Origin of the sequence: Thalassotalea piscium, from assembly GCF_030295935.1 — a bacterium.
In the GTDB taxonomy this organism is placed as follows: domain Bacteria; phylum Pseudomonadota; class Gammaproteobacteria; order Enterobacterales; family Alteromonadaceae; genus Thalassotalea_B; species Thalassotalea_B piscium.
On sequence record NZ_AP027362.1, the window covers coordinates 633,189 to 657,973 of the forward strand.

The 24,785-nt window shown below is 36.8% G+C and carries 17 protein-coding genes; 10 read left to right on the forward strand and 7 right to left on the reverse strand.

The genetic code is table 11. The features are described 5' to 3' along the window. The first annotated feature begins 441 nt into the window (after positions 1-441). Positions 442-2,574, forward strand: a complete 2,133-nt coding sequence (locus tag QUD79_RS02725; RefSeq protein ID WP_184424392.1) for a TonB-dependent receptor — start codon at positions 442-444, stop codon at positions 2,572-2,574. Positions 2,575-2,681: 107 nt separating this feature from the next. Continuing rightward, positions 2,682-3,758 (forward strand): PepSY-associated TM helix domain-containing protein, encoded by a 1,077-nt coding sequence (locus QUD79_RS02730; protein WP_246454951.1) that lies wholly within the window; start codon positions 2,682-2,684, stop codon positions 3,756-3,758. Positions 3,759-4,285: 527 nt separating this feature from the next. On the opposite strand, the gene QUD79_RS02735 is transcribed toward QUD79_RS02730, so the two are convergent. Then, the gene (locus tag QUD79_RS02735) at positions 4,286-5,689 is read right to left on the reverse strand and encodes a class II fumarate hydratase (RefSeq protein WP_184424390.1); all 1,404 of its coding nucleotides are present in this window, start codon (positions 5,687-5,689) and stop codon (positions 4,286-4,288) included. Positions 5,690-5,853: 164 nt separating this feature from the next. On the opposite strand from QUD79_RS02735, the gene QUD79_RS02740 reads away from it, so the two are divergent. Together QUD79_RS02740 and QUD79_RS02745 are read left to right on the forward strand one after the other, a co-directional pair. Beyond that, the gene (locus QUD79_RS02740; protein WP_184424389.1) at positions 5,854-6,006 is read left to right on the forward strand and encodes a hypothetical protein; all 153 of its coding nucleotides are present in this window, start codon (positions 5,854-5,856) and stop codon (positions 6,004-6,006) included. Between the two features lie 87 nt (positions 6,007-6,093). Further along, positions 6,094-7,230: a transporter substrate-binding domain-containing protein gene (locus QUD79_RS02745; RefSeq protein WP_184424388.1), complete on the forward strand. Its 1,137-nt coding sequence runs from the start codon at positions 6,094-6,096 to the stop codon at positions 7,228-7,230. Between the two features lie 201 nt (positions 7,231-7,431). Here QUD79_RS02745 and QUD79_RS02750 read toward each other — a convergent pair whose 3' ends face one another. Then, positions 7,432-7,677 (reverse strand): YfhL family 4Fe-4S dicluster ferredoxin, encoded by a 246-nt coding sequence (locus QUD79_RS02750; RefSeq protein ID WP_184424387.1) that lies wholly within the window; start codon positions 7,675-7,677, stop codon positions 7,432-7,434. 238 nt (positions 7,678-7,915) lie between these two features. Here QUD79_RS02750 and QUD79_RS02755 point away from each other — a divergent pair, with 238 nt between their 5' ends. Next, the gene (locus QUD79_RS02755; RefSeq protein WP_184424386.1) at positions 7,916-9,331 is read left to right on the forward strand and encodes a coniferyl aldehyde dehydrogenase; all 1,416 of its coding nucleotides are present in this window, start codon (positions 7,916-7,918) and stop codon (positions 9,329-9,331) included. Positions 9,332-9,760: 429 nt separating this feature from the next. Here the strand turns inward: QUD79_RS02755 and trhP are convergent, their stop codons facing one another. Then, positions 9,761-11,137, reverse strand: coding sequence for a prephenate-dependent tRNA uridine(34) hydroxylase TrhP (trhP, locus tag QUD79_RS02760; protein ID WP_184424385.1), 1,377 nt, complete (start codon positions 11,135-11,137; stop codon positions 9,761-9,763). Positions 11,138-11,383: 246 nt separating this feature from the next. On the opposite strand from trhP, the gene QUD79_RS02765 reads away from it, so the two are divergent. After that, positions 11,384-12,226: an HDOD domain-containing protein gene (locus tag QUD79_RS02765; protein ID WP_184424384.1), complete on the forward strand. Its 843-nt coding sequence runs from the start codon at positions 11,384-11,386 to the stop codon at positions 12,224-12,226. A gap of 233 nt (positions 12,227-12,459) precedes the next feature. Here the strand turns inward: QUD79_RS02765 and rdgC are convergent, their stop codons facing one another. Together rdgC and QUD79_RS02775 are read right to left on the reverse strand one after the other, a co-directional pair. Then, positions 12,460-13,380: a recombination-associated protein RdgC gene (gene rdgC / locus QUD79_RS02770; RefSeq protein WP_184424383.1), complete on the reverse strand. Its 921-nt coding sequence runs from the start codon at positions 13,378-13,380 to the stop codon at positions 12,460-12,462. A 106-nt stretch (positions 13,381-13,486) separates the two neighbouring features. Next, positions 13,487-15,223 (reverse strand): sensor histidine kinase, encoded by a 1,737-nt coding sequence (locus QUD79_RS02775; protein ID WP_184424382.1) that lies wholly within the window; start codon positions 15,221-15,223, stop codon positions 13,487-13,489. 764 nt (positions 15,224-15,987) lie between these two features. Between QUD79_RS02775 and QUD79_RS02780 the strand changes: the two genes are divergently transcribed. The 4 genes from QUD79_RS02780 to QUD79_RS02795 all read left to right on the forward strand — a co-directional run bounded on the left by QUD79_RS02780 (position 15,988) and on the right by QUD79_RS02795 (position 20,362). Further along, positions 15,988-16,905 (forward strand): porin, encoded by a 918-nt coding sequence (locus QUD79_RS02780; protein WP_184424381.1) that lies wholly within the window; start codon positions 15,988-15,990, stop codon positions 16,903-16,905. 246 nt (positions 16,906-17,151) lie between these two features. Beyond that, the gene (gene phoB, locus QUD79_RS02785; RefSeq protein ID WP_184424380.1) at positions 17,152-17,838 is read left to right on the forward strand and encodes a phosphate regulon transcriptional regulator PhoB; all 687 of its coding nucleotides are present in this window, start codon (positions 17,152-17,154) and stop codon (positions 17,836-17,838) included. Positions 17,839-17,942: 104 nt separating this feature from the next. Next, positions 17,943-19,238 (forward strand): phosphate regulon sensor histidine kinase PhoR, encoded by a 1,296-nt coding sequence (gene phoR / locus QUD79_RS02790; RefSeq protein ID WP_184424379.1) that lies wholly within the window; start codon positions 17,943-17,945, stop codon positions 19,236-19,238. A gap of 158 nt (positions 19,239-19,396) precedes the next feature. Beyond that, entirely contained in the window at positions 19,397-20,362 is a 966-nt protein-coding gene (locus QUD79_RS02795; protein ID WP_184424378.1) for a PstS family phosphate ABC transporter substrate-binding protein, read from the forward strand. A gap of 215 nt (positions 20,363-20,577) precedes the next feature. On the opposite strand, the gene QUD79_RS02800 is transcribed toward QUD79_RS02795, so the two are convergent. Next, the gene (locus QUD79_RS02800) at positions 20,578-21,453 is read right to left on the reverse strand and encodes a peptidylprolyl isomerase (RefSeq protein ID WP_184424377.1); all 876 of its coding nucleotides are present in this window, start codon (positions 21,451-21,453) and stop codon (positions 20,578-20,580) included. Between the two features lie 224 nt (positions 21,454-21,677). Next, positions 21,678-24,389, reverse strand: a complete 2,712-nt coding sequence (locus tag QUD79_RS02805) for a TonB-dependent receptor (protein WP_184424376.1) — start codon at positions 24,387-24,389, stop codon at positions 21,678-21,680. Positions 24,390-24,785 lie beyond the last annotated feature (396 nt).

Consider the following 24,785-nt stretch of genomic DNA (forward strand, 5'->3'; position numbering starts at 1 on the left):
TATCTGGCGGATAAGGTTAACCACTTAACTCATAAAGTTTCGATTGCTTAGCTTATTACCTAACCTGAATTCGGGGTAAGCTAAGTACAACAAAGCTAGGATTTTTGCGCGTATCTGCGTTGTCTGCATGGACGTAGACGCTTGGTTTTTGTCAAGAACTAAAAAACCGTTAATTTGCTACTAATAGCCGACTATTAGGTACATAAATCATCCTTGATTCGCACAAAACACATAGCATTGGTAGTAAAAATTCACATAGAACTTGTGAAGAAATAATTTAAAGTATTGTAAAATATTACTTTTTCTTTATTTGCACACATCTATTATCCTGAGCTCAGGTTAACTACTCTTAAAAATTATTTCAATTCATTATTGTAAATAGTAATCATTTTCATTAAGATTCGGTTTCTTTTTATCCCTTTATAATTTTTTGGAGTGCAAATGAGTAGAATCAAGCTAAATATGCTTGCTTTGTTAATTGTTCAAGGCGTGCATGTTACCGCTTATGCGGATAATAACACACCAACAGTTGATGATATTGAAAGAATTGTAGTAACAGGTAGTCGGGTCGTCGAACGGATTGACGAAGTGCCATCGTCAGTAACAGTAATTAATCGAAAGCAAATAGAACAACATTTAAAAGTCTCTCCGGAGCTACAAACACTCCTATCCAGATTAGTCCCAGGTTTAGCTCCAAGTACAGGTACATCAAGTAATTCAGGGCAAACTCTACGTGGGCGTTCACCACTTGTTATGATCGATGGCGTACCTCAATCAACACCATTACGAAACGGCGCTTTAGGTATCAGAACAATTGATCCTAACTCTCTAGAGCGTATTGAAGTGATAAAAGGTGCAACCTCTATTTATGGTAATGGCGCTGCGGGTGGAATAATTAATTATATCACTAAGCGTCCAAATAGTGACTCAGCATTTGAAGGAAAACTTGGTTTATCAACACGTTTTAGTGCAGTTAAGCTTGATGATAGTGCAGGACAGCGTGTAGAGGCAGCAATAAATGGTCAAGTAGATAAATTGAGCTATGTGGCTACGGTTAGTTATGAAGAAAATGGCGTGCAACGTGATGCAGAGGGCGATGTACTTGGTCTGAAATATGGTTTATCTGACGCAACGATGCAAAATTACTTTACTAAACTAGGCTACCAAATTGATGATGATAAATCGTTACAATTAGTTTATAACTACTATCAGTCTGAGCAGAAAAGTGATTTGGTTGATGTTGTAGGGAGTGTAAATACAGGTATCAAAACATATGCTGTAAAGGCTCCAAATGGATCTGGTGCGTTAGGTGAGCCTCAGGGGCCAAACAATAAAAACTTAATGCTGAAATATACTGATGAGGCATTATTTGCCAATACACAATTGGTGATCGATGCATACACACAAAAAGTAGAAAATATTTTCTTTTACTCTCCAACCCTAGCGAACCAAGGCGAAGGTTACTCTGGAGGCCAATCAGTAATTAAATCAGATAAAACAGGTTTACGCGCAACGTTAAATAGTCAATTTGAATTTGATAATGTAGAAGCTACCTTTATCTATGGCCTTGATGTACTGAATGATATTACTTCCCAGCCATTAGTTGATGGTCGTGTCTGGGTACCAGAAATGGACATGGACAACATCGCTGGTTTTATACAAAGTAAATGGGTGATTAATGATGACTTTATCATTAAAGCGGGAATTAGGCGTGAAGATATTGACTTAGACGTTAATGATTATCGCACATTGAAACTGTGTAAAACTGCAACATTATGTTCAATCCCTGTTGATGTGACAGGTGACACATTAAACTATCGTGCTACTACCTATAACTTTGCTATTCGTTATAACCTTAGCGAACTATTTCAACCTTTTGTGAGTTACTCACAAGGCGCAGATATTTCAGATATTGGCCGACTACTTCGCACTGCCACAGTAACAGATATCGCAGATATTCAAACCGAAGCTTCTATTATTGATAACTATGAAATTGGTTTTAATTCAGCCTCCGATGACATTAGATTTGAATTTTCAGCGTACCGAAGTACTTCTGAACTTGGAACAACAAATAAATATGATCCAAATACAGGTGTTTATATGCCAGTGCGTGCTCCTCAAGAAATTTATGGCTACGAGGCGCTTGTAGTATATAACGTAAATGAGACATTAGACATTAGTGCTTCTTTTTCTTGGGTTGAGGGGAAAGATAAGGAAAACAATGTCTTTCTTGGCATAAAACAAATAAGCCCTCCTAAAGGTGTAATGAATATAAATTGGCGCCCTATAGAAAATAGTCGTATATCAATTGCATATTTATATGTAGGAGATCGGCATAAATTTGAGCCTGTCGATGGTAGCTATATTGGCGATTTAGGTAATATAGATGCTTATAATGTACTTAATATTAGCGGCCAATATCAGTTCAATGACGGATGGTCTGCATTTATAGGGGTTGAGAACCTATTAAATAAAGATTATTACCCAGCTAAATCTCAAGGCTATACCTACAGCGGTTATAACGTAAAAGGCCTAGGTACAACGGTGAATTTAGGTGTGAATTATCACTTCTAACTGTGAGTATATCGTCAACTAATTTAAACTTTGGTGTAATGCAGTCTTAGTGCTGCATTCGCTAATATTCTATATCATTACCAATTAACTCTTTGAGGTAAAAATTGTTGAAAAAGTGGTTTCGCCGTATTCATTTAGTTTTGGCTTTGCTCAGTGGTCTATTTTTAATAAGTTTAAGTGTATCAGGTGCCTTAATGCTTTATGCTAAAGATATTCAAGCGTTTATTCATCCTCAATATTGGTTAGTGAGTGAAGATCATGTACTAAAAAATGATGATTTCCTACCTCTAAGTGTGCTAGTAACTAAGATAGAGCAAGCGAGTAAAGAAAAAATACATACTATTGAACGCGCTGAACATCCTACTCAGAGCTGGCAAGTTAAATTAGCTGATGAACGTTACTTAAACATCAATCCATACAATGGAAAAATACTACTTATTCATAATTATTACGACACTTTTTATGGTTTTACCATGGCTTGGCACCGATGGCTGCTTTTTCGCGATGGTGAAAATAAAACACCACTTAAAGTATTAATGTCTATCACCTCGTTAGTATTAATACTAGAGGTGTTAGTAGGTTGTTACCTTTGGCTAAAACCCAAACATCGGTTAAAGCGTTTAAATGTACGTTGGCGTGCAAAAGGTAGAGTATGGTTACAACAACTACATGGTACATTAGGGATCATTCTCTGTATCCCACTACTGTTAATCGCGTTTTCAGGCATGACGTTTCATTGGAAAATACCAACAATGAGGGTAGTTGAATGGCTCACTCATGGTGATGTTGAACAACACAGCTACCAAGAAAAAGTAAAACCCGCTAGCACTTCATATCAATTAGATAAAGCGTATCAACAAGCAAGGTTAGCACTAACTTCTGGTGAAGTTTATCGTATATATTTACCGAAAGCAGACGATCAACCATTGGCATTACGGATGAAAATGCCCATTGAAAGTCATGGTAATAGTTGGAGTTGGGCAAATCCTTATACTGGCGAGTCATTAGCCATATTTAATGCGAGTAAAGCCTCATTAACCACCCAAGTATGGAATTTTAGGTATAAATTCCATATTGGGGAGTTTTTGGGCTGGCCAATAAAAGTACTGTGGTTGTTTATTAGTTTATTGCCAGTCTTCTTTGTTTGCTCAGGTGTTTACTTAGCGATAAAACGACGCAAATAATCACTACATGCTAGGGCGTGTTGATCTTTTAAGTACAAATTTCGTACGCATTAAACGTGATTTAATTGAGGCGTAGCGAACATAGTGTAGTTAACCTCAACTCGGGATAATAAATAGCTCTCTAGCACCTATTTTTCCTTACTTCTGTGTTAAATAAAATAACTATTCTTAATGAATTTGCCTTGTATTAAGAAAAACTATCAAGCTAGTGAGTTGCTACAATCACAAGTCTAGCAATTTCCGGGCATTAACTTATCTCTTAAGCCGAGCTAAGGTTAGTTATTCTACATAAATGAGCTAGACAGCTTCCGTGCCCTGCTTACGCTAAGTAACTGTTCCGTTTAGACAGCGAAAAGTAAATCATGTTTAAACGTATCCGTAGTACAGCGCTTCTTTGGTTTTTCTACGGCGTTTTCACTTATTTATGGGGAACAACCCATTACATAAGTTCAGCCTTGTATAAACACCAAATAAATCACTGTAAAAATGTACCGCAAAGTTCACCTCCCCTAGTATAACTTGTACTGTTAACGTTTATTGTTAAGGTGTGTTGTCAACAGCGCATCGAACTCTTCGCAACTATATAACCCAAGCGTTTGTGCTGCTTGCGCTAATGATGTGTTGTTATTGTTTGCTTCATGCACAATTTGAGTTGCTACGTCATAGCCTAATGTTGGTGCAAGAACCGTAATTATTGAAAGGTTTTGTTGCATATTAGTTTTGATCTGTGCGTGATTAAGCGATAGACCTGCAATGCAATTATCAGCAAACGAATGCATAGCATCAGTTAACAATTCAATACTTTCCATTAAATTATGAATAATCACTGGTCGGTAAGTATTAAGCTGAAGTTGACCATTTGATGCGGCTAACGATACAGTTAAATCGTTACCGAATACCTGCAAGCACACCATGCTAAGGGCTTCGCATTGTGTCGGGTTAACTTTACCCGGCATTATTGAGCTACCGGGCTCATTTGCTGGTAATAACCACTCATTAAAGCCACAACGTGGTCCACTACCAAGTAGCCGAAAGTCATTAGCAATTTTAAATAAAACGCTGGCAAGCTGTTTTAAAGCACTACTATAACGTAAAGAAGCATCTTCGCCTGAAACTGCTGCATAAGCGTTATCGTTTGCTACAAATGGAAGCTGGTATTGCTCGGCTAACAATGCAGCAACTTTTTCACCAAATTGAGGTGGCGCATTATCACCACCACCAACAGCGGTGCCACCAATAGCTAGTTGATAAACTGCTACCAAACTGTCTTCTATTGCAGACTTTGCAAGCGATAGTTGTGCCAAATAACCTGAGAATATTGAGCTAGCTGGTACAGGTAACGCATCCATCAGATGTGTACGGCCAACAGTAAACTCTTTGGTCAGTTCTTGTTGCTTATCATCCAGAATTTTACTTAAGTGACTAAGAGAGTTGAGTAATTTATCACGAGTTAATAAGGCGACTACAATATGCATGGCACTTGGAAACGTATCATTAGACGACTGTGATAAATTTACATGATCATTGGGATGGACTTTTTCACTTAACTGTTGAGAGTTGTCTTGGGTGCTTTCCGATGTTTCTTTTATAGTATTGGCTATGGAGGCAACGACTTCATTAACATTCATATTGGTTTGAGTGCCTGAGCCTGTTTGCCATACACTCAGTGGGAACTGCTTTGTATAGTCTTCTATCCCTAATTTATCGCAGGCAAGCTGTATTGCATTCCTGTTATCTTCACTCAAAAGGCCTTCGTTGTTATTAACCTGTGCACATGCTCGTTTAATACTAATATATGCATGTATAAAATCTATCGAAAAGCGATGGCTACCAATATCAAAGTATTTTAAAGACAGTTGTGTTTGCTTTCCCCAAAGCGCACTTTGGCTAGCTTTATTGTGCTGACTAGGGTTTGAGGCAGAAATACTCATAAAAATACATTCCTTAATTTATGTTGTCGATAACGTATATGACACTAAGTTTGGCACATCTTGGTAATATACCAATCTCACTAACTATATGATCATTTCTACTGGCTAAAATAGTCAACTAGTGCGTTATTTATTTTATAATTATCGCTACAAGGATGTAGCTTATGTGGGCAATGCTGGAGCATAATTGCCCTGAACAACTAGTTATGAAAATAAATACCTTGTATTTGACCGTTTTCACTGCGTATAAAATAAATCACTTAATTAATGAAACTGCTATTATTTACTTACAGGCAAATAATTTTGTATTGATTTAATTAAATCATTCAAAAGTGCAAGGATGATAAGATTACGTTAACATGTTTATAAAATACTATCCAAATGATGTAAAATGAGACAACCGCATGATAAATAGATCAATAATTAAACCTCTATGGCAGCGTAGCCTACTCACATTATGTTTATTATGTATCACTATCTTAGCTAATGCACAGAGTGTTACTGAAGCTGAACCCGTTCAAAACTTAAATAAAACTTCAGCAGCAAAAACTTTAGTTATTGGTGTTAAGACAGCGCCGCCTTTTGCTAAAGCAGATGGGGTATCATACAGCGGCTTAGCTATTGATCTTTGGAAAGAAATTGCCGACGAGCAAGGTTGGGAATATCGCTTTAAAGAGTACGATTTAGAAGGGCTTTTAGATGCAACCACGCGAGGTGAAATAGATGTTGGCCTAGGGGCAATAACTGCAACGTCAGAGCGCGCTCATCGTATGGATTTTACTCATACAATAACAAGCTCTGGCTTATCTGTTGCTGTTCGTAGTGAATGGTCTTCTGGTTGGTTGGCAGTACTTACAGCGTTAGCTTCACCAGCGTTTTTAAAGGTGATAAGCATGCTTGTACTGTTGTTGCTCTTTGTTGGTTTTATCGCTTGGTTATTTGAGCACAAAGATAACCCAGATCAATTTGGTGGTAGTAGAGCAAATGGGCTCTTCTCAGGATTTTGGTGGGCTATAGTCACAATGACAACTGTGGGCTATGGTGATGTAGCACCTAAAACAGTAGCAGGGCGATTAATAGGCGTGGTTTGGATGCTAACGGCACTTATCATTGTGTCTTTTTTCACTGCATCGATTACCAGTGCACTTACGATAGGGCAGCTAAATAGTAAACTTAGAAATGCTAATGATCTTGCTAGTATGAATATAGCCAGTGTAACCGGTAGTACCAGTGCAAGTTGGCTTAAAAATAGAAAACTTAAATATACTCAAGAAAGCACACTGAATTTAGCGTTAAAGCAATTAGCTGATGGTAAAGTTGATGCCGTTGTTTATGATGCGCCGTTATTGCGATGGACCATTAATCAAGAATTTAGCGGTAAATTACAAGTGCTGCCTATTACACTTGTGCGCCAAGATTATGTTTTTGCGCTACCAGACGAAAGTAAAATACGTGAATTGATTAATGCTTCATTATTGCAGCGAATTAACTCGCCAGATTGGCCAGACCGTGTAGCAACGTACTTTGATGGTTATAAGTAAAACTAGAGCGTGAGTAGGACGCGGAAGCTGTCTAGCTAATTTATGTAGAATATCTACACTTTACTCGCTACGCCTCAATTAAACTATGTTTAATTAGTACAAAACTTGCACTCGAAGACCAGCGCGCTCTAGATTTCAAAAGTACTCCCACGGATGGCGAGTGCTTTAAACTTAACGGTATTACCTATTAATTTTATGGCTTCAGCCATGCATTTTAAAAAATTTGGCAAGTAGTTTATCTTCAGTTTCGATATTGTCAGGATCATTAATTATACAATCGATAGGACACACGCTGACACAGGTAGGTTTATCGTAATGTCCAATACATTCTGTACACTTTTCAGCATCAATTTCATAAATTTCTTCACCTAAAGAGATCGCCTCGTTGGGACATTCTGGATCACACATATCGCAATTAATACAAGCAGATAAAATTTTTAAGGCCATAAATGCAATTCCAAGAAAGAATATTTGATGAGTTAATTCACTTATGAAAGCGAATGTTATAAAAATTAGGATCAATTATATCAATGATTAAGTTTAAAGCCTATTATCAATAAAATAATGATTGTTACCCTGCTAAAGTTTGGCAGTGAATGATAATTTGTATGGGTTTTATTTTAATCGAACTAATGTACAATAAATTTAATTTAAGAGTGTTCTCAATAATAATAAGAGGCGAGAAATGAGCCAAATGGATAGTCAAGCACAATTACATCAACTATTGAATGAACATAAAGCGGCTTTTTCTATTATGCCGTATCCTAGCTACCAACAAAGACTGACTCATTTGCAGGCACTTAAGTCGTTAATGTTAGATAATCAAGCTGACTTAATTAATGCGATGAGTGATGACTTTGGAAATCGCTCTTCCGATGATTCTAAACTAGGAGATATTTTAACGACTGTTGCAGGTATTAATTATAGTATGAGTCGTTTAAAGCAATGGATGAAGCCTGAAAAGCGTCATGTTGGGATGTTATTTCAACCTGCAAGTGCTCGTGTAGAATACCAACCCTTGGGTGTTATTGGTATTATGGTCCCTTGGAATTATCCAGTATTTTTATCACTTGGTCCTCTTACTACTGCTTTAGCTGCAGGTAATAGAGCAATGATAAAAATGTCTGAGTTTACACCTAAAACCAGTGCATTACTTGCACGGTTAATCCCTCAATATTTTGATGATAATTGCGTCTCTATTATTGAGGGAGACGCCAAGGTTGCAGCACAGTTTTCAGCTCTACCCTTTGATCATCTATTTTTTACTGGTTCAACAGCCGTTGGCAAAATGGTGATGAAAGCCGCCGCTGATAATTTAGTGCCCGTAACACTTGAGTTAGGGGGAAAGTCACCAGTGATTATCGACGATGAAATCCCATTAACTACCGCTGTAGACCGCTTAATTATGGGGAAAACTTTAAACAGTGGACAAACATGTGTCGCACCAGATTATATTCTATGTCCACAAGGTAAAGCCCAGGAGTTAAGTAATATATTAGCTAATACCTTTGCCACTATGTTTCCTACTATTAAAAATAACCTTGATTACACAAGTGTTGTTAATGAAGGACAACATGCTCGTTTAAAGGGGTTAGTTGACGACGCTAAAGCTAAAGGAGCAACAATTAAGTCATTATCATCCGATACAGGGTGTATTAAAACACGACAATTGCCATTAACCCTGTTGCTAAATGTTAGTGATGAGATGAAAGTAATGCAGGAAGAAATTTTTGGTCCTTTATTACCTATTATTGAATATGACTCAATAGAACAAGCTATCGCTTATGTAAATGCACGAGAACGGCCTTTAGCACTCTATATTTGTAGCTTTAATAATGCTTTTCAAAACAGGTTATTAAAAGAAACCCATTCAGGTGGTGTGTGTATTAATGACACAGCTATGCATGTAGGTGTGGAAGATCTTCCCTTTGGCGGTGTTGGTGCTTCAGGCATGGGAAGTTACCATGGTATTGAAGGGTTTAAAACCTTCTCTCATGCAAAGGCGGTATTTGCACGCGGCAGGATCAGTGTAGCAAAACAGTTATTTCCTCCTTATGGTAAGTTAGTTCATAAGCTAGTGTATAAACTATTTATTCGTTAAATAAAGCACAATTATTATCTGCTGTGTGTTGGTTTAGACAGTAAAACTGATCACATAGTTAGTAAGTTTGAAGTCAGTAACCTGAACTCGGAGAATTGATGTGCGTTTAACGCATATAATAGTAATACTTTGCAATATTTTAGATTATTTCTTCCTGAGTGCAAGTTTACTACCAATGCTATAATTTTTGTGTGAATCAAGGCTGATTTGTGTACCTAATAGCTAGCTATTAGTAGCAAATTAACGGTTTTTTAGTTCCAGGTAAAACCAAGTACTTACGTCCATGCAGGCAACGAAGATACGCATAAAAACCGAAGTTTTGGGGTACTTAGCTTATCCGAATTTAGGCTAAGTACTTACTTGTGCTGATAATAAACGCTAACTTGTTTATTATCAGCACAATAGGCCAATAATATGAAGGTATACAAATTACTTTGAATCGATTTGGCTTTCTTGGTTTTGGGCAAAAGGGTGGCGGGTAGTACCACCTTCTTCTAAATAACGCATGATAATGCCAAATTTAAGATCAAGCGATGTCTCAAGCTTGATGAAGACTTTATGACCAGAGCCTTTGGCGTCATTAATATCCTCACCTTTGGTGTTTTCCATATACTCAAGCAAGAAACTGATATTCCCGTTAGGTGTCATTAACTCTAAACTATCTCCAGTGAGAAACTTGTTTTTTACTTCTATTTCAATTAATTGGCTGTCTTCATTACGACCTATAACTTCACCAACAAATTGTTGAGTATCACTTTTTGAGTAACCATAATCGTAATTTTGTGTATCACTAGGGCGGTGACGCTTTAAGAAACCCTCGGTGTAACCACGATGGGCTAAATGTTCAAGGTCATTATTGAGCTTAGGGTTAAATGGTTTATCTGCAATAGCATCTAAAATAGCTTGGTTATAAATTTGAGCTGTTCTGGCGCAATAATAAAATGACTTTGTACGACCCTCGATTTTTAATGAATGTACACCCATTTTCACTAAGCGCTCTACATGCTCTACTGCACGTAAGTCTTTGGAGTTCATAATATAGGTGCCGTGTTCGTCTTCAAACGCAGGCATATATTCACCAGGGCGACCTTGTTCTTGCAATAACACGATATCATCGACAGGACCAGCCTCTGGGGTATAAATTTCGATTGGTTTAGTGGCTACTACATCTCCAGTTTCTGTTTCTGTTGCTTCATGAGTGTCATACTTCCAACGACAAGCATTGGTGCATGTACCTTGGTTAGGGTCTCGCTTATTTATGTAACCAGAGAGTAAACAACGGCCAGAATATGCCATACAAAGCGCGCCGTGAACAAATACTTCTAACTCCATTTCCGGACATCGGAAACGAATTTCTTCAATTTCATCAAGTGAGAGTTCTCGTGAAAGAATGACACGCTCAACACCTTGTTGATACCAAAATTTTACCGTAGACCAATTAACGGCATTTGCTTGTACTGACAAATGTATAGACATATCTGGAAATTGTTCACGTACCATCATAATTAAGCCCGGATCTGACATAATTAAGGCGTCAGGCTTCATTTCAATAATAGGGGTTATGTCTTTAATAAAGGTTCTTAGTTTACTGTTGTGTGGGGCAATGTTATTCACTAAGTAAAACTTTTTGCCTAAGCTATGTGCTTCGTCAATGCCAATTTTAATGTTATCTAAGGTAAATTCATTATTTCTAACCCTTAATGAATAACGAGGTTGGCCAGCGTAAACGGCGTCAGCTCCGTAAGCAAACGCATAACGCATATTTTTTAGACTCCCTGCTGGAGATAACAATTCTGGCTTAAACATAATATAACTATTAGTTAATGGTAATAAGATAGGCAATTATAACAAAAGAGAATTACAGAAAAGGTAACCAGATCAAAGTTAATGTAATTAGTGAATAAAACACCAATATGAGTATTGCCTAAGTAGTATTAATGTATATATTTTATAAATAGTTGAACGTTTTATAGTTTTAGCAATATAAAAATATATTTCTAAAATATATGTGCTATTTTTTAAGTAAGATAATTTAATAAGTTAGGTATTAATATGGGAACAGAAAACGCGCTTTACACAATATTGGTTGAAAAAATAAAGCAAGAAGCATTGGTATTGCCCACCTTGCCTGAAATAGCATTAAAAGTTAGAGAGGCTGCCGATGATCCCGATATCAACCTCAATAGTATGAGCGATATTATCGGCCATGATGCCGCTTTATCTATGGGAATGTTAAAAGTGGCAAACAGTGCAATACTGGGTCGTAGTGTAAAAGTAGAAACTGTTAATCAAGCGGTCACTCGTATAGGGCTAAGACAAATTAAAAGTATCGCAACAGCGATGGCACTAGAGCAGGTTTTTGTGTCAGAAAATGAAATTGTCACCATGTACTTAAAGAAATCTTGGAGTAAAACGGTTGATGTATCTTCGGTTGCTATTGCACTAATGACATTTTATCTACAAGAGAATAAACGTACTTCACTTACATTAGACACCCTTACTTTAGCGGCCTTAGTGCATAATATTGGCATTTTACCCATTCTGACTGAAGCTGAAAACCATCCAGATGTTTTCGCAAATCCAACATTTTTACAGCAAGCTATTGTTAAGTTGTCGAGTGATATTGGTGCAGAAGTTACTCAAGCGTGGGGATTTAGCGAAGAGTTTACTGAATTAGTAAAAAACTGGAGCAATTTAACGGTATTGCCCAATGAAGTTCATTATCTTGATTTTATCCGTGCAGGCGCGATATTTCATAATGTTTTTAAAAATGAATCAACCAAGGAGGTATTACTTAAAAGTTATGTAAATAAAGGAATAATACCTGATGTTACCTTTATGGATTCACCGGAGTTTCTAGAACTGGTAACAAATGTTAAAGCGATGTTCAGTTAACATTTCACAGTTTATTCTACTTATAAAGTAGATCGTCTAATAAATGAAATTGCTTTATATACAATCACTTGGTAACAGGTGGTAGGTTAAGTTAAAGGCCTGAGCTAGAAGAATTTAGATCAGGCCTTTGTTGTTCTATACTTGTCGCTTTGTTGTAATAAGCGTTAAGTGGGCTTTGCTAATAATTGCTATGTAAATTATTAGCAAATATTCGTTTGTAAAATAAATGCTAATTAGCTCTCTAAACAATCAGTTGATTTAAGTGAGAACTGCGCTAACAGATCTTTAATTAATCGGTTTAATTCACCCGCCATTAAAGCAAAGTCAGCATCAAGACGAGCAGTCATATCATCTTTGTCGATATCTTCATTTTGTTCATGCAATACTTCAAAAAACTTTAAGCGTTTTATTGCTAGATCATCACACAAGATAAACGAGATAGCATCGTCCCATTCTAATGCTGTTTTAACAACAAACTTATCAGCATCTAAGTGTGCTTTTATTTCGTCACTTGTTAAGTCTTGGTTTTTTACTCTAACCACTGCACCATCGTCACCTAATGCATGAAATTCAGCTTCCATACCTAATTGGAAAGGTTCAGTTAAACTCTGTTCTGTTAGCCAGTCTGTCATTATTTCATCAGGTGCGCGTTCTGGTGATAAGCTTGTTACAGGTAATGTTCCTAATACTTTTCGTAATAAGGCTAAAAAGTCTTCAGCTTTTCCTCTACTACTAGTATTAACCACAATAATATTTTCTTCAGGGTTAATATAAGCATGCGTATCGGTTACCCGAGAAAATGCGCGAGGTAGTAGTTCAAAGATAATATCTTCTTTAAACTGTTCTTTTTCTTTTTTTGTGGCAGAGCGGCCTTGCTCATTTTCTAAATGTGCCATTTTTTCTTCGATCATGTCTTTAATGACAGGTGCGGGAAGAATTTTTTCTTCTTTGCGGGCACATAATAAATAATTGCCATTAACGGCATGTACCGTAGTGCTGCCATGTTTACCTAAAGCATTAACCCAACCAAAATGTGACATTTCGGTTGATCCACAAGGAGTGAATAAATGCTCAGATAGGTTTTTTTCTAAATCTTGTTCAGACCATTCAAAAGGGCGTGTAAAGGCAAAAAAGTATAGGTTCTTGAACCACATGAAAATAATCCTTTGCCCATAGTTTAAGGGCGACAATACAAAAGGGTCGCTATATTAACGTAATTAGCGTTTATGATCACCCTAAAAGGGTAATATTCAGACAAGCTTACTGCATGTTGTCAAAACGAATATCAAAGTGTAAACCTTGCCCTTCTGGTGATGATGCCGATATTGTTCCATTAAGGGTGTCTACCACTAAACCATGCACAATATGAGTACCCAAGCCAGTACCTCCTTGATTACTCTTAGTAGTATAGAAAGGCTCAAATAAGTAACCTAATTGTTCTTCAGAGACTCCAATGCCATTATCAGAATAATGAATATGGACGGTATCATTTTGTTTCGATATATCGATATTTATTTCACCGTTAACTGTCTTGTCTAAACCATGGGTAAGTGAATTGACAATCAGGTTAGTAAATATTTGAGAGATGGCTCCTGCCTGGCAATATACTTCAACACTTTGAGGACAATTTATATTAATAACGTGGTTAGTTTTTTTGATTTTTGGTGTTAACGAATTTACTACTTCACGGGTATATTTACACAAGTCAATTTTGCGTATTTTATCATTAGTTTGATCAACAGCGACTTGCTTATAGCTAGAAATTAATTCAGAAGCTCTATTTAAATTATTAAGTTGTAACTCTATGCTTTGTTCTGCTTTTTCAACAAAACCCTCTAGGCCTCTTTTACTAAGCTTGTTTTCTTCTACATCGCGCTTTAACTCACTCAATAAATCAGCTAAATAGGTCGTTGACGTAATTGAAACACCAATGGGTGTATTAACTTCATGTGTTACTTCAGCAGAAAGCCCACCTAAAATAGCCATTTTTTCTGCTTCTAATAAACGAACTTGTGCTTTATTTAATTCAGCAATAGAGCTTTTTAATTCATTATTTGTTTGCATTAATGTTGCTTCTGTTTTGCTTCTACGGGAATTCTCGGCTTTTAATTGCGTTTGTTGCTCTATTAGTTCTCGTTGCTGCGTTTCCATTTTTAACATCGTGGTGCTAAGTGAAGATGTTTTACGAGCAACTTCTTGTTCTAATATTAAGTTTTGTTCATCAAGTTTGTCGTTTGTTGACATAACTTCGTACTGAGCATCGGCAAGCTTTTCTTTATGCCGTGCAAGTTCAGTTATTAGGTTGTTATATGAGTCTTGTAAGATACTTAATTCATTATGGTCGTAGTTGATAATATGTAACTTTGAGGCTTCAGGATCATCAACATCAAATTGATTCATTTGTTCAGTAAGTTCGTTAAGCGGGTTGGTTAACAATTTATTAAAGGCGATAGTGAATAATAAAACTAGGGCAGCAGTTTTAACCATTGCGTTACCAATTAAGAAATATATACCTACTTCAATACGGTCAAAAATCACCTGATTACTCGACAGTAACGTGACTGATCCAACTTTGGTTGTACGGCCTGAAAATTCAAAAATTAAAGAAAAATTATGTCCAAATAAACCATCAGAGCTTGAATTAATATTGAGATACCCGTCATCTTCATTTTTTAGCTGGTATTTTGTTGAATTACTAACTTCTCCTAATTGGGTTATTACCTGATTATTTTCATCAGTGACACGTATACCTTTAATCATTGGTATATCAACTAACCCTTGAGCAATATCTACAGCTTGCTGAGTATTTAGCTCCCATACTGCCCGAGTTAAGCTGCTACTAAAAGTTCTTTCGATTGTTAATAACTCTCTTTTAATATGTTCTTTTGTATTAAAATACTCAGCGCCAATTTGAACACAGGTGACAAGAAATGTTAGGACAAAATAAAAGGATAATACGCGAGTTAAGAGTGTACGAGAGAGACTTGTTACCTTCATTGAACCATTCTTTGTGTAATTGACGTACTTTGATTCTATCGTTTTTATCTCACGATAAAAGTTATTTTTTAAATAACAATGAATTATTTAGTTTGAGTGCGTAAAGACGTATGTGGTTAAGGTTTTTAACTTTATGTTTTATAATGGTTTTATGTATGAGGTGTTTGCTTTTATTTATGCCGTTTAATCAATTTTTATAATTCAATAAAAGTTACTCATTTAAATGTTAGCTATTAACCGTTGATAGGCAAAATAAAAGTTGGCATTGAGCTGTATCGCTTACTTCGAGCTTGGATCACTCAGTAAAATTATAACAAAAGGTGATAGTTAGCTATAATACTTAATAGTTTAGATTTAGGGGCTGTTGATCTTTCTTTTTAGGCTCTGCTATAGGCTACTTTTTAAGATAACAAGACGAAAATAGTGTGATGCGGTTATTAAACCTTAACCATTTTAACGTAGTTAGGTTGAAAAAATAGCCATAGCTCTTTGGGGGCTTGAAAAAAGCGTCACTCTTTGTTGCTTAATGCGCATTTGGAGCAACCAGATATTACATTAAGCACCGCGATTGACACCTTATTCAAGTGCATCAGAGCTATAAACTGAAAGTTCAACAGCTCCTAGTAACATCATCGGTATTTTTCCTAAATAGGCAACAACACATTTTTATAATCATGAACGTTAAAATGTATTTGTCATAAAATTGTCATGAATGCTTGGCAAAATGCGCAGAATCAAAAACACTAGTTAACAAGGGAATAATAATGAAACGCTCAAAAAGAATAATTAGTACAGCAATACTTTCAGCTTTATCATTAAATGTAGCAGCTGCTGATGTCTCATTTTATGGCAAAGCTAATGTGTCTGTTCAATCTTCTGATGATGGACAGGGCTCATACTCTGAGATGAAAAGTAACGCATCACGTATAGGTTTTAAAGGTACGCATACTTTATCAAATGAATTAGAAGTCATTTATCAGGCCGAATTTCAGGTCGATCTTGATGGAGATGGTGATACATTTAGCCAACGTAACCAGTATATAGGGTTAGAAGGAAGCTTTGGTCAGGTTTTATTTGGAAAAAATGACACTGTATTTAAACAAGCTCAAGGTAAAATTGATCTATTTAATGACCTAAATGGTGATATTAAAGTGTTATGGAAAGGTGAAAATCGTATGAGTGATAGCATCACTTATAAGTCACCGAGCTTTTCTGGTGTACAGCTTGCCTTTACTTATGTTTTAGAAGATAGCCTTGATAAAGACGATGCTTATTCTGTTGCCGTTTCTTATGGTGACAAAAACCTGAAAAAAGCGAATGTTTATGCTGCCATCGCGATAGATTCTGAGATGAAAGGCTACGATGCAGTGCGAGCAACAATTCAAGGGAAAGTAGCAGGATTTACTTTAGGAGCAATGGCACAATCACAAGAGAAAGTAGATGGTAGTGCTGAAATGACAGGTTATTTAGTCTCTGCGAAATATGGTATGTATAACTGGACATTTAAAGGCCAATTACAAGCTGCTGATCATGATGGCGGAGATGATAACTCAGGCATTAGTATTGGTGCAGACTATACTTTATCTAAAAGTACCAAACTTTATAGCTTTTATACTACCTATGATATGGACAGCAACTCAGATCAAGATTATCTTGGTTTAGGTATCGATTACAAATTCTAGTGCGATATAGCGGCAAGTTGCCGCTTTTTTTATTTAGAGCGTGTAGTGCCTTAGTAACAATTTTGCTTTCTATGTGAGCACGTACAGCCATCTGTAATATGTTCAAGGCAGAGCCCCATGCGCTGATCACTTATTTGTCATATTTTGATGTATCATAAATAATTTTTAATAGATGTCATAAAATTGTCATAAAAAATGACCACAATGTGCACTCGTGTATCGGTAGTCAATAATCAGGAAGTTAGCATGAGTATAAAAATTTTGGTGGTTGAGGATGAAGCGCCAATTCGAGAAATGATCACCTTTGTCTTAGAGCAGAATGGCTTTGATGTTGTTGAAGCGGAAGATTATGGGCAAGCTCAAGACAAAATTATTGAACCTTATCCCGAATTAATTTTATTAGATTGGATGTTGCCAGGAGGCACCGGCATAAAGCTAGCAAAAACTATTAAGCAAAATGAATATACGCGCAATATCCCCATTATTATGCTTACAGCAAGAGCAGATGAAGAAGACAAAGTTAAAGGGTTTGACGTAGGTGTTGATGACTATGTTACTAAACCATTTTCACCCAAAGAATTAATTGCTCGTATTAAAGCGGTTATTCGTCGTGTATCACCAACCGCCTTAGAAGAGTCAATTGAGTTTCATGGAATGAGACTTGACCCTGTAGCCCATAGAGTTTCAATAAATGATCGAAGCTTAAATTTGGGGCCAAAAGAGTTTAAATTATTGCATTTTTTTATGTCTCATACAGAACGAGTTTATAGTCGAGAACAACTGCTTGATAACGTTTGGGGCACAAATGTGTATGTTGAAGACCGTACAGTAGATGTGCATATCAGGCGTTTGCGTAAGGCTATTTCAGGGGAAGGACACGAAGACTTTATTCAAACGGTACGTGGCGCAGGTTATCGTTTTACTGGAAAATAACTTGTCAATTTCGGTTTTGAGTGGAGCGTTATGATATATTTAGCCGTTAGCTCTACACACGCTAATTTTCAGCCATCAATACACGTTTAGGTTAACCGCGTAATATGCACTTTCGATTATCAGTAAAAGAAATATTATCTAAGCTTGTTATTGCATTTTTGCTTTCGGGCTTTATTGGTTATTTGTTTGATGCAGCCTTATTAATGTTAGGTTTATGCGCTTTTGGTTTTCTTGTATGGCATTATCATCACTTACTTACTTTAACACGCTGGCTTTGGCACAGTAATGCGATATTTCCTCCACAAGCTAAGGGGGTTTGGGGGCGAATTTATGATGGTCTTTATCGACAAAAGAAACAGCACCGCCAAAAATTAAAACAATTAAATGATACGATAAGGCAGTTTAGGGATGGTGCTGAAGCACTTCCTGATGCTGCACTTGTACTTTCAAATGAATTAACTATTTTATGGGGTAATAAAAAAGCACAGCATATTCTTGGTATACGTTGGCCAAGTGATGTTGGGCAACGCATTGATAATTTATTACGCTTTCCTGAGTTTACTCAATACTTAGAGACCAATAGCTTTGAACACCCTTGTTTGATCCCATCGCCGCACAATAACGAGCTAAGGATAGAGTTAAGGCTAATGCCATACGGCTCTGAGCAAATATTAATGCTTGCAAGAGATGTGAGTAAAATTTATCGCTTAGAAGAAATGCGGCGTGACTTTGTTGCTAACGTTTCTCATGAATTAAAAACTCCCCTTACTGTTGTGCGTGGCTATGTTGAGATGGTTCAGTTGACCGAACATAGCCTTGATCCCCAGTGGAAAAAAGCATTTGCCACTATAGAAGGACAAGTCACTCGAATGGACCGTTTGGTTGAGCAGTTATTAATTCTGTCTCGTGTTGAAATACAAGCTGATGATGAAGAAAAGCACAGTGTTGACGTACCTAAATTACTGTATGGGTTGATCGATGATGCGCAGTGGCTTAATCAAGATAAACAACACAAAATTTTAGCTGATATCGATGAAACGCTAAAAATAAAAGGGGTTGAAAGTGAACTAAAAAGTGCTTTCTCAAACTTAATTGCCAATGCAATTGCGTATACTGCAAATAATGGTGAAGTGAGTATTTCTTGGCAAATTGAAGGTAATAAAGCAAAGTTTTCAGTGAAAGATAATGGGGCAGGGATCAGACCCGAAGATATTAACCGCTTAACTGAACGCTTTTTTCGAGTAGATAAATCACGTTCTCGTGATACAGGTGGCTCAGGGCTAGGTTTAGCGATTGTTAAACATGTGCTTAATCATCACAACGCGTCTTTATCAATTAACAGTCAATTCGGTAAAGGGAGTGAATTTTTTGTAGTGTTTGAACGTGAGAATATTCTTTAATTTCACCCTTTAAGTTCCTGTCATACAAGTGTCACAAAGTTTAAATATAATTGTCATATAAAGTTTTTATAGTGTTCACAAATCATTTAAAGCAATGCCATTAACCCGTTAACTTTTAACAAGTGGCAAAGCTATTACAACTCTTATTGGAGAAAGTTATGAGTTTGAAGCGTGTATTAAGCGTTATAAGTTTAACAAGTATGATCAGCTTATCGGCGGCTGCCGTTGATAAAAATTTGCCAAAATATGAAAAAGTAAGTGGCGTGTCTGGCAATGTATCGTCGGTAGGATCAGATACTTTAGCGAATATGATGACTTTCTGGGCAGAAGAATTTAAGCGTACTTACCCTAATGTAAATGTTCAAATTCAAGCGGCAGGTTCGTCTACTGCACCGCCAGCACTAACAGAAGCTACTTCAAATTTAGGGCCAATGAGTCGTAAAATGAAATCGCGAGAGATAGAAGCTTTTGAGAAACGTTATGGCTATAAACCTACAGCTGTTAGAGTGGCCATTGATGCGCTTGCTGTTTTTGTGCATAAAGATAACCCAATTAAAGGCTTACGGATCGACCAAGTTGATGCTATTTTTTCAAATAATCGTAAATGTGGATTAGTAGAAGATATTGACCGTTGGGGTGACTTAGGGCTAACAGGAGAGTGGAGCGGTAAAGATATTCAATTATACGGTCGTAACTCAGTTTCTGGAACATACGGTTATTTTAAAAGTAAGGCGCTATGTAAAGGCGACTTTAAAAACAGTGTAAATGAGCAACCAGGCTCTGCATCGGTTGTACAGTCAGTTTCTGCGTCACTTAATGGTATTGGTTATTCTGGAATTGGTTACAAAACATCAGGTGTTAGGGCGTTAGCTTTAGCGAAAAAAGGTAATGACTTTGTTGAGGCTACAATGGAAAATGCTATTTCTAATAAATACCCGTTGTCTCGTTATTTATATGTGTATGTAAATAAACATCCAAATAAGCCTTTAGCGCCAATGGAAGCTGAGTTTTTGAAGATGATATTATCAAAGTCAGGTCAAAAAATTGTTGAGAAAGACGGCTATATCCCATTGTCTCGTTCAGTGGTAGAAAAAGAGTTTAGAAAATTAGGTTTCAGTTTGTAATCTAATACTTAGCAGCTAACCTCAAATCAGATAAATTCTATTCAGTTGCCTTACATCGCGTAAGGCAACATTTTTTAGAAGACCCCTAACAGTTAAAGTTATCTTTTAAGTGCATCTTTGTTAATGATGAAAGCCTACAACAAAGCAACTTTAATAGCAGCACATAACAAGCTTTAAGTAGTTTGTTTTCATAAAATTTATATACTGATTATGGCTTACAATATTATTGTTTCAACTGGAACCTGACATATATCTAGGACCTGGGGCGGCTTTTCATAGAAAAAAGGATCTGCTCTCATCCGCCTTTGAGATAATTTTTTTCTAAATCTAGTTGTATTAGTTCGTTCTACGACAATGTTGAGCTGTTTATCTTTTGGTAGATCGCTTGCTACGCTTATGTTTTTAATTGTTGTACCTTCGCTAAGATTGATAAAATTCCCATTGTGTTTAGCATTAACCCGCTTAATACGTTGCACGTTATCCATACCATAAATGACGCGACCAAATACAGACATAATACTATCTAAATACCTCGGCGCCTGACCTATAACAATATAAAAATCGGTAGTTGCAGTATTAGGGGCGTTATTACGAGACATACCAATTACACCTGGGCAATGGGTTAACCAAGTAAGTGAGTCTTCGCTATTTTTAGCTACAGTAAATCCTTCGATAAAACCTGTTTTGGCAGCAAACATATCTGGGGACTGCACTAGGGTAAATGGTTTGTTTACTGTATTAGCTATCCTCGACTCAATGGGTAATTGTAATGACTTGTTTTTTATTTCAAAATCTAAATGGCCATTATCTTCATCAATACTTGTTCCCGCTTGTGCCACAAAACCATCGATTACTCGATAAAAGGTTAACCCATTATAAAAATCATTGCGTACCAGTTTTTTTATTTGAGCGACATGCTTTGGAGCAAATAAAGGGTTCATTTCTATAATAATAAGACCAACATCTAGTTCTAGGTATAACAGGTTGTCAGCATTCGGTGTACGATAAAGTGATTTGTCTATATTTGTTGCATAGCTTGGTAAGTTTATAATTAGTATAAAAATTACCAGTAAATTTATTCTAGTGCTCATAGTGCGTACTCCATCTATCAATAGCCATACTAGGCTTTATAGTATGGCTATTTTTAACCTAGTTAGGTTGAAAAATAGCCATGGCCCTTTGGCTTGCCTTTACAAAGCGTTGCTCTTTGTTGCTTAATCTGCATTTGGAACAACCAAATATGACATTAAGCGCCGCGATTGACACTTTATTCAAGTGCAACTGAGCTATAAACTGAAAAGTCAAAAGACCCCAGTTAAAATTCTTTTTTCACACCCATGTAGAAAAATCTACCTCTGAATGAATAAAGACTATCATCAGTAGAGTTACCATTAGCTTTTAAGTATGGAGGCTCTTTATCGAATACATTTTGAATACCAAAGTGAATATCGGTTCCAATACTTTCCATGAAATAACCAGCTTGCATATTATGGAACGTAGAGGCTGACATAACATCATCTTGTGATGCTTCAATTTTTGAGTTGTAGTTAGCATCCCAGGTCACATGGTAATTGCCCATTGACCAATCAATCTGGATAGTTGTTTTATACTCAGGAAGGCTTCCAAATGCAGCATCATAAGTTCCCACTACATCTCTAAATGGTGTATCACTCGTGTCTTGAACTTCAAATTTACTCAAAAAGGTAGTATCAATATTAAAGCGCCACTGACCAATATCGGTGTCTAATAAATAATGAGCATTAATGTCAATCCCTGCTAAGTTACGGGCTGCAATATTGCTTTGAGGAGAAAAAATTGTTTGAATATAACCCTTACCATTGTTACTTCGTATTACTGCATCAGCATAAGCAGGGTTACCAGCTAAGTTCTGATCAACAACATATCGCGAACTTGCAAATACAACATTTGTTTGCTCAATTTTAAAGTAATCGAGCGTAAGCGATAAGTTCTCTATTGGCTCAATAACTAAGCCAAACGTCATGTTGTTTGCTTCTTCAGGTTTTAGGTTTGGATTACCGCCACCAATAATATCGTTACTTTGAACAGTATTATTGCTAAATGCTGGATCTAACCCTAAAGCCAAGCATTCAGGTTTACTTGAGCTAAAATTAATATCATTTCCAGGATTACACGGATCATACAAGTTAGTATTCATACTTGATGTTTGCCCTTGGTACATTTGCGCCATTGTTGGAGCTCTGAAACCCGTGCTATAAGTAGTTCGTAACTTTAACATGTCAAATGGCTGGTACATTAATCCAAATTTAGGGTTAGTTGTACTTTTGTTAATGTCGCTATAGTTGCTATAACGAATCGCCGTTTCAACTTCTAAATTATCCAGTACCGGAATTGCTAACTCTAAATAATATTCTGTTATTTCACGAACGGGAGAAATAACAGGGGTTCTTGATTCGCCCCAAGAAACATCAAAGGTTGCCGTTCGTTGTGCTTGGTCTACCTCCATAGACAGTTGGTCTTCTCGATACTCCATACCAGTTGAGAACATGAGAACGCCGGCAGGTAAGTCCATAATAGGGCCAGAAATATGGGCTTGTATAAACATTAAATCGTTTTTATTTGTTATTACTGGTGCCGTAGTATTAATAAAATCTAACATCTGTGAAGTAACAGAGCCTTCTGGCCCAAATACGTTTAATGCTACACATGTTGGATCTGCTGCTGTTTCACACTCATCTGAAAGAGCGCGCTCAATCATAGCTATAGAAGGTTGGGTGCCACCACGTCTAATTATTTCAGCAGTTTGACTTGAGAAACTTAACTCCCAGTCATATTCATCAAAAATACTTCCTTGTAAACCAAGGGTGTAGCGATTGATTGTATTATCAGACTTATAGAGGCGTGAACCATACTCAGTAAAGCGGCGACTAACATTACCAGCTATTCCAAACGGGTTGTATTTTTGGTTAGGCCCGACACCAAAATTATTACCCTCTGCATCAGGATAACGCTTAAAGGCATTTGGTGTGTCAACATTATCACCATACCAGCTAGTATCAACCCCAGGAGGTGCTTCATTTCCTTGAACAAAGCCATCATGAAATGATAGCTCAGTGAAAAAAGTTATGTCATTATTAAGCTGATAATCACCAGTTAAAAATACGCTGGTAGTCTTGTTATCATTAGCACCTGACTGTGCCGATCGGTAGTTGTATCCCATGGTGCTATAGTCAAAAATGGAAACATTGTCAGGATTGTCTGCATCTAAAATAGTCCATGATTGATTTGGATCTAAACCAAAGCCGGTTAGGCGAGGGAATGGGGTTGTGCCGGAGCTTGTATCGCCACCACCTAAATAGCCTTGATCAGCGTCACGCGTCATATAGCGATCTTTTTCTTCCCAACCTGCGTTATTACTGGTGGAAGCTGCTAACATCATGCTCCCTTTATCACCACTAAACCCCATAACTAAACCAAGTTTACGCTCTTGAGCATCGCTTTTTGACGTTTGACCATAACGGGCATTTACTTCAAAGCCTTCATAGTTTTTGCGGGTAATTATGTTTATTACACCAGCAATAGCATCAGATCCATAAATAGCTGATGCGCCATCTTTTAATACTTCGATTTGTGAAATAGCTTCAAATGGGATAGAGGAAAGATCAACTAAACCTTCTTCATTAGAGCCAACGATACGTCGACCATTAAGTAAAACTAATGTATTTGTAGCTTCAATACCACGTAGTGTTGCCGTTTGAATATTAGTGCTTCCTCTACTACTTTGGTTATTTTCACTATTACCAGTAATTGCAGGTAAACGGCGCAAAGCAGAGCTAACATCTGTAATGCCAAGATTAGTAAGCTGAGCTTTAGTTACCACAGTGACAGGCGATGTAGAAGCTACTTCAGCCCGTGCGATACGTGAGCCGGTAACCATAATTTTTTCTATATTTGCGTCAGCGGCATAGCTGGGAGTTGTAAAACTTGCTGCTGCCGATAGCATCGCAACGGAAAGTGTCGATAGATTAAATCTGTTTTTTGTAAGCATTATTATGTCCTTTTGGCTTTTATAGGTTTTATACAGAGCATTAATGAATCAATTCATTATATATACTTTATATTGTATACGTTATCAAGGGTGTTGAGTGCAAATTTGAACGTTATGGTCTAGGGGGATTGCGAGATCCTTTAGCTAAAACTTTGTTTGATTTAGCGTACAATTTGGTGGTCAGTGGCGTGATAATGAAGCAGCGCATTGCAATTTAATCTTGTATATAAAGTTCAGGTAATTGTTTAGGCTGAGGTAAAAACGTCGATTTTTGCTGCTAAGGATAACTTAGGTACTAAGACTGTTATGCGAGTTAGGTTTTGCAGCTAATAAGCATTTAAAACAATAAACATAAGATCAAGTGCTTCGATTACAAAAATTATCAAGTGAAAGGCT

Coding starts and splice junctions, on each gene's coding strand:
- QUD79_RS02725 (WP_184424392.1), top strand. CDS start 442: ATGAGTAGAATCAAGCTAAATATGCTTGCTTTGTTAATTGTTCAAGGC.
- QUD79_RS02735 (WP_184424390.1), bottom strand. CDS start 5,689: ATGAGTATTTCTGCCTCAAACCCTAGTCAGCACAATAAAGCTAGCCAA.
- QUD79_RS02740 (WP_184424389.1), top strand. CDS start 5,854: ATGTGGGCAATGCTGGAGCATAATTGCCCTGAACAACTAGTTATGAAA.
- QUD79_RS02745 (WP_184424388.1), top strand. CDS start 6,094: ATGATAAATAGATCAATAATTAAACCTCTATGGCAGCGTAGCCTACTC.
- QUD79_RS02750 (WP_184424387.1), bottom strand. CDS start 7,677: ATGGCCTTAAAAATTTTATCTGCTTGTATTAATTGCGATATGTGTGAT.
- QUD79_RS02755 (WP_184424386.1), top strand. CDS start 7,916: ATGAGCCAAATGGATAGTCAAGCACAATTACATCAACTATTGAATGAA.
- trhP (WP_184424385.1), bottom strand. CDS start 11,137: ATGTTTAAGCCAGAATTGTTATCTCCAGCAGGGAGTCTAAAAAATATG.
- QUD79_RS02765 (WP_184424384.1), top strand. CDS start 11,384: ATGGGAACAGAAAACGCGCTTTACACAATATTGGTTGAAAAAATAAAG.
- rdgC (WP_184424383.1), bottom strand. CDS start 13,380: ATGTGGTTCAAGAACCTATACTTTTTTGCCTTTACACGCCCTTTTGAA.
- QUD79_RS02775 (WP_184424382.1), bottom strand. CDS start 15,223: ATGAAGGTAACAAGTCTCTCTCGTACACTCTTAACTCGCGTATTATCC.
- QUD79_RS02780 (WP_184424381.1), top strand. CDS start 15,988: ATGAAACGCTCAAAAAGAATAATTAGTACAGCAATACTTTCAGCTTTA.
- phoB (WP_184424380.1), top strand. CDS start 17,152: ATGAGTATAAAAATTTTGGTGGTTGAGGATGAAGCGCCAATTCGAGAA.
- phoR (WP_184424379.1), top strand. CDS start 17,943: ATGCACTTTCGATTATCAGTAAAAGAAATATTATCTAAGCTTGTTATT.
- QUD79_RS02795 (WP_184424378.1), top strand. CDS start 19,397: ATGAGTTTGAAGCGTGTATTAAGCGTTATAAGTTTAACAAGTATGATC.
- QUD79_RS02800 (WP_184424377.1), bottom strand. CDS start 21,453: ATGAGCACTAGAATAAATTTACTGGTAATTTTTATACTAATTATAAAC.
- QUD79_RS02805 (WP_184424376.1), bottom strand. CDS start 24,389: ATGCTTACAAAAAACAGATTTAATCTATCGACACTTTCCGTTGCGATG.